Source organism: Mesorhizobium sp. CNPSo 4670, assembly GCF_057784235.1.
Window position 1 is genome coordinate 1 of the sequence record NZ_JBWJFQ010000001.1, and the last position, 15185, is coordinate 15185.

Genomic DNA, 15185 nt, shown 5'->3' on the forward strand with positions numbered 1-15185 from the left:
CGACCGGCGACACGGGAGCCACAGGTTCGACCGGAGCCACAGGTGCGACCGGCGATACCGGCGCCACAGGTTCGACAGGCGCCACTGGCGATACGGGAGCTACTGGCTCGACCGGAGCAACCGGAGCCACAGGTGCGACCGGCGATACCGGTGCCACGGGTTCCACCGGCGACACGGGCGCCACAGGTTCGACTGGAGCAACCGGAGCCACAGGTGCGACCGGCGATACCGGCGCGACGGGTTCGACCGGCGCCACTGGCGATACGGGAGCCACTGGCTCGACCGGAGCAACCGGAGCCACAGGCGCGACCGGCGATACGGGCGCCACGGGTTCGACCGGCGCCACTGGCGATACTGGAGCCACAGGTTCGACCGGCTCTACCGGTGCCACGGGTTCCACTGGCGCGACCGGCGACACGGGCGCCACGGGTTCGACAGGCGCCACTGGCGATACGGGAGCGACTGGCTCGACCGGTTCAACCGGAGCCACAGGCGCGACCGGCGATACGGGCGCCACGGGTTCAACCGGAGCAACTGGCGATACCGGAGCAACGGGCGCCACAGGTGCGACCGGCGATACGGGCGCTACGGGCTCAACTGGGGCAACTGGCGATACCGGAGCGACTGGCTCGACTGGTTCGACCGGCGCAACCGGCTCGACGGGTGCCACTGGCTCGACTGGTGCGACTGGCGATACCGGCTCGACCGGAGCGACTGGCTCGACCGGCGCCACTGGCGATACTGGAGCCACAGGTTCGACTGGAGCAACCGGCGCCACAGGTGCGACCGGCGATACCGGAGCGACTGGCTCGACCGGAGCAACTGGCTCTACAGGTGCCACGGGTTCGACTGGGGCAACTGGAGCCACAGGTGCGACCGGCAATACCGGAGCTACTGGCTCGACCGGTGCAACCGGAGCCACAGGTGCTACGGGTTCCACCGGCGCAACTGGTGATACCGGCGCGACGGGCTCCACCGGTGCCACTGGTTCGACTGGGGCAACCGGAGCCACAGGTGCGACCGGCGATACGGGTTCCACTGGCGATACCGGCTCGACCGGAGCGACGGGCTCGACCGGCTCGACTGGAGCAACCGGCTCGACCGGAGCCACCGGTTCGACTGGGGCAACCGGAGCCACAGGTGCGACTGGCGACACTGGTGCAACGGGTTCGACCGGCTCGACCGGGGCGACTGGCTCGACCGGCGCCACTGGCGATACTGGAGCCACAGGTTCGACTGGAGCAACCGGCGCCACAGGTGCGACCGGCGATACCGGAGCTACTGGCTCGACCGGTGCAACCGGCGATACCGGAGCGACTGGCTCGACTGGAGCAACTGGCTCTACAGGTGCCACGGGTTCGACTGGGGCAACCGGAGCCACAGGTGCGACCGGCGATACGGGTTCCACTGGCGATACCGGCTCGACTGGTGCGACGGGCTCGACCGGCTCGACTGGGGCAACCGGAGCCACAGGTGCGACCGGCGATACGGGTTCCACTGGCGATACCGGCTCGACCGGAGCGACGGGCTCGACCGGCTCGACTGGAGCAACCGGCTCGACTGGTTCGACCGGCGCAACCGGCTCGACAGGTGCGACTGGCGACACTGGCGCAACGGGTTCGACCGGTGCCACGGGTTCAACAGGCGCCACCGGCGATACCGGAGCTACGGGTTCGACTGGCGCGACCGGCGATACGGGCGCCACGGGCTCAACTGGGGCAACTGGCGATACCGGAGCGACTGGCTCGACTGGTTCGACCGGCGCAACCGGCTCGACGGGTGCCACTGGCTCGACTGGTGCGACTGGCGATACCGGCTCGACCGGAGCGACAGGCTCGACCGGCGCAACTGGCTCGACAGGTGCGACTGGCGACACTGGTGCAACGGGTTCGACCGGCTCGACCGGGGCCACCGGCTCGACTGGTGCGACCGGCGATACCGGAGCTACTGGCTCGACCGGTGCAACCGGAGCCACCGGCACAACTGGTGATACCGGCGCGACGGGCTCTACGGGTTCAACCGGAGCAACCGGCGATACGGGTTCCACTGGCGATACCGGCTCGACTGGAGCGACGGGCTCGATCGGCTCGACTGGAGCAACCGGCTCGACTGGTGCGACCGGCGCAACTGGCGACACTGGTACAACGGGTTCGACTGGCGCCACCGGTTCGACCGGTGCAACCGGCGCGACGGGCGCGACCGGCCATACCGGCTCGACCGGTGCAACCGGCTCGACCGGAGCAACGGGTTCGACGGGTGCGACTGGCCATACCGGGTCGACAGGCTCTACCGGTGCGACGGGCTCTACCGGGGCAACCGGAGCAACGGGTCATACTGGTTCCACTGGCGCCACTGGTTCGACCGGTGCGACTGGTCATACCGGCTCTACCGGAGCAACCGGCTCGACCGGCGCCACGGGTTCGACGGGTGCGACTGGTCATACCGGCTCTACCGGTGCAACCGGCTCGACCGGCGCCACTGGTTCGACGGGTGCGACCGGCCATACCGGCTCTACCGGTGCGACCGGCGCGACTGGAGCAACAGGTTCGACGGGTGCGACTGGTCATACCGGCTCTACCGGTGCGACCGGCGCGACCGGCGCCACTGGTTCGACGGGTGCGACTGGTCATACCGGCTCTACCGGTGCAACCGGCTCGACCGGCGCCACTGGTTCGACGGGTGCGACCGGCCATACCGGCTCTACCGGTGCAACCGGCTCGACCGGCGCCACTGGTTCGACGGGTGCGACCGGCCATACCGGCTCTACCGGTGCGACCGGCGCGACTGGAGCAACAGGTTCGACGGGTTCGACTGGTCATACCGGCTCTACCGGTGCAACCGGCTCGACCGGAGCCACGGGTTCGACGGGTGCGACTGGCCATACCGGGTCGACAGGCTCTACCGGTGCGACTGGCTCTACCGGAGCAACCGGCTCGACCGGCGCCACTGGTTCGACGGGTGCGACCGGCCATACCGGCTCGACAGGCTCTACCGGTGCGACTGGCTCTACCGGGGCAACCGGCTCTACCGGGGCAACCGGCGCGACTGGAGCAACGGGAGATCCAGGCGCCACGGGTTCGACGGGTGCGACCGGCCATACCGGGGCAACCGGCTCGACCGGAGCGGCGGGCTCGACCGGTTCCACAGGTGCGCCTGGTCCGACTGGTGCGACCGGTTGGGGCGGTGATCATGACAAGTACGACCAGCATGGTCACCATGGCCATCATGGCAACAACGGCAATGGCAATGGCCACGGCCACGACAACGACCACAAGAACAGCAGCAATTCAGCGAAGGGACACAACAAGCATGACCACGATGGCAAGCCGGGTAACGGTCACGCTGGCAAGGTCACGTTCGAGTCGCTCGGGCTCAAGGACGCTGCGAAATTCCTGCAGTCGGGCTCGACACATGGCAACAGTGATCACGGCAGCCATGCGTCGTTCCGCAACCTGATCGGCCTGGCGTCCACATCCGTGACGACTGACCTGCTCAATGTCCTCAAGACGATCAGCGGATTTGGCCAGAACCAGAACAAGCCGTCGGGGGCGAGCACGGATCTCAGCTCGGATCAGACAAAGCATGGCGCCGGCTTCGTCAGCAACGACCACACCGCCAAGACCCTGAAGGACCTCTTGAAGCCGCACGAGTGAGCAAGAACCTTGAAGAGAGACGACCGACAGAAAAACGTGCGCGCGGATTTCGCGAGGGAGCGGATCCGCGCGTTCATCATCTCAAGACAAGGAGTGGCATGAGAGTCGCGCGGCCGATCAGTTCGGAGTACAGTGGGGCATTGCGGGAAACCTCGGCTGAAACGCCTCGGCCCGGGCATTGTTGAACCTCGCCCTGCGTACCGGATGAGAAGTCCATGGTGAACGTCCCTGTGAACGCCGAAAACCAGCCGGTCCCGATCCGCGCCGGCACCGAAGCCGAAGTTGCGACGGGCAGGGCGGACAGCGAGAGCACGGGCAGGATTCCCGGCGGACCCGCCGAGTTCGACCGGATCCAGCCGCGCCTCAAGGCGATGCTGCGGGTCGCGCGCTATCATGGCGTCGAACTCGACCCCAACGAGTTCAGGGCGGCGAGCCCAAGCACGGTTCCGAACGCGACCGACCTCTCGCAATGGGCCCAGAACGGCGGCATGTGGTCGCGCGCGCTTCGCATCCGCTGGTCGCATCTCCTGCGCTTCGAGCACACGGGGCCGGTCGTCCTGCTGTTCAATGACGGTGGCGCGGGTCTGCTCACCGGGGCCAGCCCGGAGCGGAAGGTCGTCTTCCTCAAGAGCGCGGGCGCGCCCGACGATGAAGAAGCCATCGCCATCGACGAGTTGCGCCTGTCGCAGGTGTGGACGGGTGAGGCGGTGTTGTTGCGTCCGGCGCGATCCTACATCGCGGCCGATGCGCCTTTCACGCTGCGCTGGTTGATCGACCTGGTACGGTTAGAAAGCCGTTCCATGCGTGACATCGGTATCGCGTCGTTCACGCTCAGCATCCTTACCGTTCTGCCGCCGCTCATCGTCATGACGCTGGTCAACAAGGTGCTGCAGTTCAACAGCGTTTCGACCCTTGTGCTCCTGTCGGCCATAATCGCCGTCCTGTTCGTTTACGAGACGCTCCTCGGTCACGCCCGAAGGCTGATCATCAACGTCGTCGGCGCCCGGCTGGACACCAAACTGAACTTGCATGTCTTCAGCCGGCTCCTGCGCCTGCCACTTGACTATTTCGAACGTCATCCAGCCGGCCAGACGATGTACCACCTCGCGCAGATCTATCGCATCCGCGAGTTCCTGACCGGGAAACTCCTCAGCACGTTCCTCGATCTGATCACGCTCTGCGTGCTGATCCCGGTGATGTTCTACATCAACGCCACGCTCGGCTGGATCGTGCTTGCCTGCGCGGGCGTGATCATGCTGATCATCTTCGCCTTTCTCGCACCACTGCGCCGCAGCTACCAGCAGGTGGTCGAAGCGGAGACCTGGAAGTCGGCGGCGCTCGGCGAAACCGTCGTCGGCATCAAGACGGTGAAGGCGCTCGGTCTGGAACCGCAACGCAAGGCGCTTTGGGACGAGCGGGTGGCGGACGCGGGCAGGGCCCGCCTTGCCTTCGGGCAACTCGCCAACTGGCCGCAGACGCTTGTCACGCCAATCGAGCGTGTGATGGTCCTCGGAACCATGCTGATCGGCGCTTATCTCGCGATGAGCGACACCTCTGGCTACATGATCGGCAGCCTGTTCGCATTCATGATGATCGCCCAACGCGTCGCGCAGCCTCTCGTCGGTCTTGCTCGACTGGTCGAGGACTTCGAGGAGGTAGGGGCGGCAATCGGCGAAGCAGGATCCGTCCTCAACCGACCCCTGGAAAGCAGTTCGAATTCCACCGGCCTAAGGCCGAAGCTCGTTGGCGAGATCAGTTTCCGTGACCTGACCTTCTCCTACATCGGCACCAAGACGCCAGCGCTCGACCGGGTCAGCTTCGACATTCCGGCAGGGACGATGTTCGGCATCGTCGGGCGCAGCGGTTCAGGAAAATCGACAATTGCGCGGCTGCTGCAGGGGATCAATCGAGATTACAGCGGTTTTCTCAAGCTGGATGGCGTCGACCTCAAGGAAATCAACCTGCGTCACCTTCGCCAGGGGCTCGGCGTGGTCCTCCAGGACAATTTCCTTTTCCGCGGGTCGATCCGTGACAACATCATCGCCGGGCGCCCCGGTCTGACCCTTTCGGATGCCATGCGAGCCGCTCACCTTGCCGGCGCCGAAGAATTCATCGAACGCATGCCGAACGGTTATGACACCTATATCGAGGAAGGTTCGCCCAACCTGTCAGGTGGTCAAAAGCAGCGGCTGGCGATCGCGCGCGCTCTCATCCACAATCCGACCGTCATGATCCTCGATGAGGCGACCAGCGCGCTTGACCCGGAGAGCGAGGCGGTGGTCAGCGCCAATCTCATGCGCATCGCCAAGGGTCGCACGATGATTATTGTTTCGCACCGGCTTTCCTCGCTGACCGAGTGCGACCAGATCCTGGTCATGGATCAGGGCAAGGTCCTCGATGTCGCGCCGCATGCGACCCTGCTCGAACGATGCGCGCTCTACCGCCAGCTGTGGTTGCAGCAGAACCGACATCTCGACAGCCGTCACGGTCGTCTGGCCGCCGTGCCGCCGCGACTTGTTTGAGCATCGGCATCGGGGCGCCCCATGAGCAGCATCAGCATCACCCAATCCAGCCTTCCCGCCCGCCGGCGCCGGACAGAACCGAGCGATCCGACGATGCCCGCCATCCTGGAATTCCAGTGGCCGTCGACGGCTATCGCCAATGCGCCTGTTCCGCGAATGGCGCGCGGCATCGTCTACATCATCTTGAGCATGGTCATCGCCCTGATAACACTTGCAGGGATCATACCGGTCGATCAGGTCGTCACCACCAGAGGGCTCGTGGTCTCGCAATCGCCAAACATCGTGGTGCAGCCGCTTGAGACAGCCATCGTGCGCTCGATCGAGGTACGCGAAGGACAGCGCGTGCGAGCCGGTCAAACGCTTGCGCGCCTCGATGCGACCTTCGCCTCGGCTGACCTCACCGCGTTGGCGACACAGGTTTCGACGCTTGAGGCCGAAGTGGCGCGGTTGAAAGCGGAGGCCGACGGCAAGCCCTTCAACTATGACGGCCTGGACCCGAGCTGGACCCTGCAGGCGTCGATCTATGATCGCCGCAAAGCCGTCTACGACGCCAAGCTGGCGAGTTTCGACCGGCAGAGCGATGAACTCAGTTCCGTGATCTCGCGTTCCCAGTCCGACGCTGACGGCTACCGCCAGCGGCTGGCCGTCGCGGCCTCGATCGAACAGATGCGCAAGCAACTGGAAGCAAGACAGGTGGGGAGCCGCCTCAACACGCTTCTGGCCGAGGACAACTCGGCGGAAATGTCCCGGGCGCTCGGCAACGCCTTGCAGACATCGGAAGCCGCCAAGCGACAGCAGGCGACGGTGTCCGCCGACCGCGATGGCTACATCCAGAGCTGGCGCGCGGAAGTCTCGCAGGGCCTGTCGGAGGCGGGATCGCGCATGTCCGACGCCCGTGAGCTTCTCAACAAGGCAAAGCTGCGCAAGCAGTTGGTCGAACTGAAGAGCGAGGCGGACGCCATCGTCCAGTCGGTAGCCAAGGTCTCCGTCGGCTCGATCCTGCAGTCCGGCGACCGATTGATCACGCTGGTGCCGGACGACGCGGTGCTGGAGATCGAGACGAACATTGTCGGTCGCAGCAGTGGGTTCGTCCACGTCGGCGATCCCGTGGCTATCAAGTTCGACACCTTTCCTTATTCGCAATATGGCCTGGCTCACGGCACTGTGCGCGCGGTCAGCCCGGATTCCTTCTCGGCTCGCGAACAAGCGCGCGACCCGAACAGCTCCTTGGCCATGCTGCCATCGGACACTGACCTGTTCTATCGCACGCAGATTTCCATCGACCAGGTCGCCCTCCATGGCGTGCCCGCCAGTTTCACGATCAGCCCCGGCATGCCGGTGACCGCCGACGTCAAGGTCGGCCGTCGCACCGTGCTCAAGTACATTCTCGGCGCCATGCTCCCCGTAGGCCAGGAAGCGATGCGGGAGCCATAGGCTTGGGTGCCGTGCCGCGACAAACGGAGGTATGAGTTCTCGCATCGATGGCAATCCTTGACCGGCTGACTGCCCTTGCCCCGCCGGCGCTGGTGTTGCGCCGGGCGATAAAGCTTTCCGACAGTGGCAAGCCTTCAGAGGCCTTTCCGCTGATGGCAATTGCCGCACGCGCCGGCATCACCGAGGCCGAATACCGGGTCGCTCGTTGCTATCTCGAAGGTTTGGGTGTGCCGCCGAGCCGGTCGGAAGGCGCGCGCTGGCTGCGGCGGGCGGCCGATCACGGCAGCTCCGATGCGCAGTCGCTTCTCGCCGCGCTTTACGTGGCTGGACTGGCGACACAGGAGCCCGACGGCAATCGCATCGGATCGGAGAGCCTGTTCGAACGGGATTCCTCGCGGCAGCCGCAATTCGCGCCAGCGCTCGGTCTCGCGAAAAAAGCTGCCGAAGCCGGCTCCGCGACCGGGCAGGCAATCCTCGGCTATATCCTCAGCAGAGGCCCCGAAGCGATGCGCGACGTCGATGCGGCGCATGGCTGGTATGAGAAGTCCGCGGCTGCCGGCTGCCCCGAGGGATGCCTGGGCCTTGCTCTTTCGCTCGCCCGGCGCAGGCAACCTGGGCAGGCGGACAAGATTGCCGCCGAGGTTCGACGCGCTGCCGACGCCGGCCTGCCCACCGCAATCTACCTTCTTGGGGTGCTGACCGAGCATGGGCGTGGCGTGCCGGTCGATCGAGCGGCAGCGGCGCGACTGTATCAACTCGCCGCGGAGAAAGGCCTTCCTTCGGCCCAGTTCCGGTTGGGATTGGGGCTCATCGATGGTGGGCTTGCGGGTCAGGATATCGCGGCCGGCGAGGCGTGGCTTCGGCGCGCCGCATTGGCGGGAAACATCGAGGCAGCCTACCGTCTCGGCGATCGCTATGTGAAGAGTTCGCATCCGGACTATGCGGAGGCCGCGACGTGGTATCGACGCGCGGCCGATGCAGGACATCAGGCCGCCGCTCGCGCCTTGGCATCGCTCTATCTGTCGGGAAACGGTGTCGCCCAGGACGTCGAGGAGGGAGCGCGCTGGCTGCGCACGTCCGCAAATGCGGGAAATCAGGAAGCCCAGGTCGACTTCGCCAATCTGGTCCTCGAAGGCGCAGGCGAGCCTGACGACCGCGCCAGCATTGCCGGATGGTTCGAGGCGACCGCCTCTTCGGGCGATCTGGTTGCAGCCTTCAACCTCGGGCTCTGCTTTGCCCAGGGCGTCGGCGTGCGAAAGGACGAGGAGCAGGCGGCGCAATGGGTGAGGCGCGCGGCCGAAGGCGTGGCCGAGGCGCAATATGCGTATGCGCGCATGCTTCAGGATGGGCGCGGCGTGGCCGCCGACCAGAAACAGGCCCGTCTTTGGTTTGAGCGGGCGGCCAACGCCGGCATGGTCGACGCGCAGGTGGCGCTTGCCGAAATGCTCCTCAATGGGCGCGGCGGCGCATCCTTGCCCGTGGCTGCGGCGCAGTTGTTCAAGCGGGCAGCCGCAGCCGATCACGTCGGGGCGATGTTTGCGATCGGCGCCCTGTACGGGAGCGGCCAGGGTCTGTCACTCGACCCGGCGGCAGCGCAGAAATGGTTCGCCGCCGCCGCCGAGCGGGGACATGGCCAGGCCCAACTCATGCTCGGGCGCTATCTCTCCAATGGTCTTGCCGGGGACCATGACCCGGCAGCCGGTCGCCTGTGGTTCGAGCGAGCGGCTGCACAAGGTGTTCAGGAAGCCGTCGACGAACTCTCCGAATTCGCGTCGACTTGAGGCCGGTGCGGCGGTCGCCGCACGTTGCCGAACGACGCGGCTACCGGATCGGCATATCGCCGCGAAACAGCGGCTGGTGCGCCCGCATCAAGCTGGCGATCCGGTCGGCGACTTTTCGCACCGGCGGGGAATGACGCTCCTCGTGATGGGTGACGATCCATTGGTCGGTTTCGAGTTCGGGGATAGGCTGGGCGACGCGAACCAGCCGCGGATCGCTGTCGCCGACGAAGCACGGGAAGACCGAAAGGCCGGCGCCGGCGGCCACCAGTTCGCGCACCGAATGGGTGTTGTTGCCGCGCACCGCGATGCGGTCGCCGTGGTGGGCTTGCAGCCAGCGCGCCGAAGCAATGTTTGCACCTTCGCCGGTGACGCCGACGAACAGCCCGGCGGCGATGCCGTTGATCAGGTGGCGTCCGGAATAAATGGCGTGGGCGACCTTGCCGCTTAGACGGCCGGCCAGCCACTGTTCGGTCGGGCGCTCGCTGCGGATGCCGATGTCGGCGGCACGGCGTCCGATATCGACCCGGTCGGTGGTGGTGACGAGTTCCACCCTGATGCCGTCATCGACCGTCCAGATCTCGCCGATATGGGCGGAAACGAAGGCCGAGGTCCATGGCCCGGCCGAGACGCGGACAATGCGGTCGGGCAGGCTTCCTTCGCGCCAGCGGGTCAGCGACTGCATTGCCGCCTCGACGTCTTCGGCGCGCCGCAGCAGTTCTTCACCGACCGGGGTCAGCCGGTAGCCGGTCTGCTGGCGCACGAACAGCGGTTCGCCGATCTGCTTTTCGAGCGCGGTGACGCGTCGTCCGAGGGTGGCCGCGCTGAGCCGCGTGGTTCCCGTCGCCGCGCTCAGGCCACCCAGCCGCGCAACGTCGAGAAACAACCTCAGATCGTCCCAGCCGATATCCATTTTGCAGAAATGAAAAACTCCTTGCGACCCTGGCTGTAGCGCGAAGCGGGCATCAGACGCAAGTATGCAAGCCTTGGAGGCGTTGGACAATCCTGCCTTGCGGGACCTTGACCAAGCGCCTCGGCTGGCCAGCAAGCCAGTGCAATCCCTTCGATCGCGCACGCGCTTGGCACGGATGCTTTGCGCTTTCGACCAACCATGCGCACTGGCCATCCACGCGCCAGAGGAGACAATCATGTTGGATGAACTTCGACGCCGTTTCGCCCGCTGGCGGGCCTATCGCCAGACGCTTGCGCGCTTGAGGCATGTGTCGGACAGCACGCTGGCGGATGCCGGCATTTCCCGTCAGGAGATCCGCAAGCGCGCCCGCCAAGCCAGCCAGCGTCTTTGAGATCATGGGGGCGGGATGCATGGCGATGCGGTGCTGAATATCGCCGAGAGCGCCTATTGCGGTTCCGCCGTTTCACGCTAGACGCAGAAACGCTCTATCGGACGCGCCGCTCAAGGTACCGGTGCGCCGGCTTCAATCAGCCGGGCCTGCTTGAGATCGGCCCACAGAGCCGGCGGAATATCCTCGCGCAGATAGGCCAAGTTCTGTTTCAACTCCTCGACCGATCGCGCGCCCGGGATGACGCTCGACACGATGGGGTGCCCGAGGGGGAATTGAAGCGCGGCCGCCGGCAGCGACACATGATAGCGGGCGCAGATCGCCTCGATGCGGCGGACGCGCTCGAGCACAGGCTCCGGTGCCAGCCTGGTGTTGAAGGTTGCCCCCTTGACAGCGCCGGTGGCCAGGATACCGGAATTGTAGGGCCCGCCGATGATGATCCTGGTGCCGCGCTGCTCGCACAGCGGCAGCAGGGTCGCCAGCGGTTCCTGCTCGAGCAGGGTGTAGCGGCCGGCCAGCAGGAAATAGTCGAACGCACCCGCCACGACGAAATCGGACAGCATCTGCCATTGGTTGATGCCGACGCCGACCGCCTTGATGACGCCTTGTGAACGCAACTCGTCGAGCGCCGGGTAGGCGCCGTCCATGGCCTCCCTGAAACGGCTTCTGGCATAGGGATCCTCGCCGGGGCCGAAATGAATGGCTTCGTCCGGATCATGGATCGAGACCATGTCGACATGGTCGGTGTCGAGGCGCTTCAGCGTTCCTTCGAGCGAACGCATCACGGCATCGCGCGAATAGTCGAACTCGGCGCGGAAGGAACCGGGCTGGTCCCACAACGCCGGCTGAAGGTCCTCGGGCGGGATCGGCACGAGGTCGTAGCCGATCTTCGACGAGATGACGATGTCGGCGCGCGGCAGCGACTTGATCGCCAGCCCAAGCCGGGTCTCGCTGACGCCAAAGCCATAGACCGGCGCGGTGTCGAAATAACGGATGCCATCGTCATAGGCCGCGTGCACCGTCTTGACCGCGGCGTCGGTGTCGACGGCGCGATACATGTTGCCCAGCCCGGTGCCGCCGAGCCCGATCGTCGTCACCTTCAGGCCGTTCTTCGCGACAGCCCTGAATTCGATTCCAGCCATTTTCTCTTCCTGTGATCCCTGCTGTCCATCGTGCCGATCAAGCGGCAGCCTTCCCGTACCGCGCTCGGGCCGCGAAAGGCCGTCGTGAATCCGGTGTCGAAAAAGCATTGACACAAAAGTTGTCATATAACAATGTAACCAGACGACAAATGTGGGCGAGCCCGCAAAACGAAGAGGGAGGAACCAAGTGGACGACGAAACGAAAAAACAGATGGAGATGGTGAATGCCACCATCAGCCGGCGCAGTGCTTTCGCACTGGCCGGAAAGCTCGGTCTCGGTGCCGCCGGCCTTGCCAGCGGACTGGCGGGTACGGGTCTTGCCGGCGGCGTCAGCGCCGCCAAAGCAGCGGATTCATCGGCCGGCCTGCCGAAGAAGCCCTACAAGTTCCACTTTGTCTGCCACGTGACGCTCGACCAGTTCTTCACGCCGACCGTCTACGGCATCCAGGACGCCTGCGCCGCCTTCGGATGCAGCTACCAGTGGACGGGTTCGCAGAAGAACGTCGTCTCCGAAATGGTCAGCGCCATGCAGACCGCGATCGCGCAGAAATCGGACGGCATTGCCGTCTGCCTGGTCGATCCGACCGCCTTCGACGCCGCCACCGACATGGCCGCGCAGGCCGGCATCCCGGTTGTCGCCTTCAACGCCGACGTGCCGGTCGGCAGCCCCAACAAGCGGCTGTCCTATGTCGGCCAGCCGCTCTATCAGTCCGGCTACAACTCGGCGCTGAAGTGGCTGAAGCTGATCCCCAAGGGCGGTCACGTCATGCTGTCGATCGGCGTTCCCGGCTCGCTCAACACGCAGCCGCGCCTCGACGGCTACATCCAGGCGATCAAGGACAGCGGCAGCGGCGTCACTTACGATGTCGTCAACACCGGGCCCGATCCGGCAACGGAAATCTCGCGCGTCGAAAGCTACTATCTCAGCCACAAGGACGTGAAGGGCATGTTCGGCACCGGCGGTTCCGACACCTACGCCTGCGGTTTCATCTCCAACAAATATGGCCTGGTGAAAGCCGGCGGCGCCGTGGCCGGCTTCGATCTGTTCCCGCAGACGCTGGATTTCATCAAGTCCGGCGACGTCAACTTCACCACCGACCAGCAGGCCTATCTGCAGGGCTTCCTGCCGGTCCAGCAGATGTATCTCTACAAGCTGTCGGGCGGTCTCGTCGGTCCGGCCAACAGCGACACCAGCCAGGCCTATGTGACCAAGGACAATGTCGACGCCTATGTCGGCAAGTCCCGCTTCGAAGGCCGCAGCGACGTCGAGCCGACCTGACGCAGTCAGCCAAGCGAAACGCCTGCCCTCGCCACGTCATTATCCGATGACGTGGCGAGGGCAGGGCGGCTGCCGGCCATGCAGCCGTCTCGCTCGCCGCCGATCCGCTTCTTCGCCCAGAATTCGAAATCAGGAAGACAAGAGTGCTGTCAATCGACCCCTTAAAAGCCGGGAAGAACGCCGTTGGCGTCAAGGCGCCGCACACGATGACGGAAAGGCTGCTCATCCTGCTTTCCCGCTATCGCGAGGCCAGCATCGCCGTCGTCGCCATCGTGCTGGTCGTCTATTTCCAGGTCGGCAGCGATGGCGGATTCCTGTCGCCGCAATTCATGAGCGTCGTGCTGCGCGACACCGGCCGGCTCGGCCTGATCGCCGCCGCCGAGGTCATGCTGATGATCACCGGCGAGATCGATCTTTCGCTGAGCGCGATCTTCTCGATCGCGCCCTATGTCATGGCGCTGATGTCGGTCACCTGGGGCGTGCCGCTGGCCGTCGGCGCCGTCGTCGGCGTCCTGATCGGTGTGCTGGTCGGCGCCATCAACGGCATCATCACGGTGCGTTTCCGCGTGCCGTCGCTGATCACCACGGTCGGCATGCTGTTCTTCCTGCAAGGCATCGTCGTCTCGATCTACAACAGCCAGCCGATCGTGGCGCCGGTCGAACAGCCCTTCAACGCGATCTTCGGGCAGAGCCTCTACCAGCCGTCGGATGCTCTCCTGTCCTGGCACGGCGTGACGGCGTTCACGCCGTTCCTGTGGGCCGTGCTGATCGTGCTGGCGCTGGCGCTGGCGCTCAACCGCACCACCTTCGGCCTGCACACGATCGCCACCGGCAGCAACATCATCGGCGCCCGCGAGATCGGCGTGCGCACCGACCGGATGAAGATCTACAATTTCATGATCGCCGGCGGCTGCGCGGCGTTCGCCGGCATCATCAACACCGCCCAGTTCACATCCGCCGACCCGCAGGCCGGCAGTCCGTTTCTCACCTTGCAGGCGATCGCGGCGGCGGTCATCGGCGGCACCTCGCTGCTGGGTGGCTCAGGCACCGTCATCGGCGCGCTGATCGGCGCGTTCGTGGTCGCCTCGCTCAACAACGGCCTGGTGATGATCGGCGCCCAGGCCACCGTTTCCGACATCTATCTGGGCGCCGCCATCATCGCGGCGATGATCCTGAGCATCCAGGTCGACCGGCTGCGCACAAGGAGGCGCCTATGAACACGCAGACCATTCCGCCGCTCGCGCCCGACGCGCCCGTGGTGCTGGAAATGTCAAACATCTCCAAGAGCTTCGGCGCCGTCACCGCACTTGTCGACGTCTCGATCAAGCTGCGCCAGGGCGAGGTTCTGGCCCTGGTCGGCGACAATGGCGCGGGCAAGTCGACGCTGATCAAGATCCTGTCAGGCTTTCACCAGCCCGACACCGGCACCATCGTCTCGCAAGGCAAGGAGGTGCGTTTCGCCTCGCCGCGCGACGCGCGCGCCCAGGGCATCGAAACCGTCTACCAGGACCTGGCGCTGATCGGCGACCTCAGCGTCTTCCACAACATGTTCCTCGGCCGCGAATACCACAAGCGCATCCTTGGATTGAACCTGCTCGACAACCGGAAGATGCGCGAACAGGCGCAAATCTATCTGGACACGCTGGGCATCTCGATCCCCAGCGTCAACAGCACGGTCGACCTCCTCTCGGGCGGACAGCGCCAGTGCATCGCCGTTGCCCGCTCGATCTATTCGTCGCCCAAGATCCTGGTCCTCGACGAGCCGCTGGCGGCACTCGGCGTGCGCGAGAGCGCGCATGTGCTGGGCCTGATCCAGAACCTGCGCCAGCAACGCCAGGTCTCGGTGATCCTGATCGTCCACAACTACAACCAGATCTTCGAAGTCTGCGACCGCATCAACTTCCTGCATTCGGGCGAGGTCGCGCTGGACGCGTCCACGGACGACACCAGCGAGGAGGAATTGATCCGCATCGTCAAGTCGGGCCTCGGCCGCAAGGCAATCGACGCCGCCGCGGCCGAAGTCCGGCCGGGCATCATATGAGCCCACCCAACGCCGCGGCTGCAAAAATCTCGGCC

10 protein-coding genes are annotated in these 15185 nt (G+C 65.3%); 8 read left to right on the forward strand and 2 right to left on the reverse strand.

All coding sequences use genetic code 11. The annotated features are described in order from the left end of the window. The 4 genes from AC0ZT5_RS00005 to AC0ZT5_RS00020 all read left to right on the forward strand — a co-directional run. The coding region (locus tag AC0ZT5_RS00005) for a beta strand repeat-containing protein (protein ID WP_488494745.1) at positions 1-3653 on the forward strand (3653 nt) is incomplete at its 5' end. 215 nt (positions 3654-3868) lie between these two features. Next, complete coding sequence (locus tag AC0ZT5_RS00010) at positions 3869-6175, forward strand: peptidase domain-containing ABC transporter (protein WP_488494746.1); 2307 nt, start codon at positions 3869-3871, stop codon at positions 6173-6175. 21 nt (positions 6176-6196) lie between these two features. Further along, positions 6197-7609, forward strand: coding sequence for an HlyD family type I secretion periplasmic adaptor subunit (locus AC0ZT5_RS00015; RefSeq protein WP_488494747.1), 1413 nt, complete (start codon positions 6197-6199; stop codon positions 7607-7609). A gap of 47 nt (positions 7610-7656) precedes the next feature. Then, positions 7657-9390 (forward strand): tetratricopeptide repeat protein, encoded by a 1734-nt coding sequence (locus AC0ZT5_RS00020; RefSeq protein WP_488494748.1) that lies wholly within the window; start codon positions 7657-7659, stop codon positions 9388-9390. Positions 9391-9430: 40 nt separating this feature from the next. Here AC0ZT5_RS00020 and AC0ZT5_RS00025 read toward each other — a convergent pair whose 3' ends face one another. Further along, positions 9431-10300: a LysR family transcriptional regulator gene (locus AC0ZT5_RS00025; protein WP_488494749.1), complete on the reverse strand. Its 870-nt coding sequence runs from the start codon at positions 10298-10300 to the stop codon at positions 9431-9433. A 235-nt stretch (positions 10301-10535) separates the two neighbouring features. On the opposite strand from AC0ZT5_RS00025, the gene AC0ZT5_RS00030 reads away from it, so the two are divergent. Further along, positions 10536-10691, forward strand: a complete 156-nt coding sequence (locus AC0ZT5_RS00030; protein ID WP_143748634.1) for a YjiS-like domain-containing protein — start codon at positions 10536-10538, stop codon at positions 10689-10691. A gap of 110 nt (positions 10692-10801) precedes the next feature. On the opposite strand, the gene AC0ZT5_RS00035 is transcribed toward AC0ZT5_RS00030, so the two are convergent. Further along, positions 10802-11830 carry an aldo/keto reductase gene (locus AC0ZT5_RS00035; RefSeq protein WP_488494750.1) on the reverse strand — a complete coding sequence of 343 codons (1029 nt, stop codon included), beginning with the start codon at positions 11828-11830 and terminating at the stop codon, positions 10802-10804. Positions 11831-12017: 187 nt separating this feature from the next. Here AC0ZT5_RS00035 and AC0ZT5_RS00040 point away from each other — a divergent pair, with 187 nt between their 5' ends. The 3 genes from AC0ZT5_RS00040 (at position 12018) to AC0ZT5_RS00050 (ending at position 15150) form a co-directional block, all read left to right on the forward strand. After that, positions 12018-13109 (forward strand): substrate-binding domain-containing protein, encoded by a 1092-nt coding sequence (locus tag AC0ZT5_RS00040; RefSeq protein WP_488494751.1) that lies wholly within the window; start codon positions 12018-12020, stop codon positions 13107-13109. Positions 13110-13252: 143 nt separating this feature from the next. Beyond that, positions 13253-14326 (forward strand): ABC transporter permease, encoded by a 1074-nt coding sequence (locus tag AC0ZT5_RS00045; RefSeq protein ID WP_488494752.1) that lies wholly within the window; start codon positions 13253-13255, stop codon positions 14324-14326. Then, entirely contained in the window at positions 14323-15150 is an 828-nt protein-coding gene (locus AC0ZT5_RS00050) for an ATP-binding cassette domain-containing protein (RefSeq protein WP_488494753.1), read from the forward strand. Before AC0ZT5_RS00045 ends, AC0ZT5_RS00050 begins: the two co-directional genes overlap by 4 nt. Positions 15151-15185 lie beyond the last annotated feature (35 nt).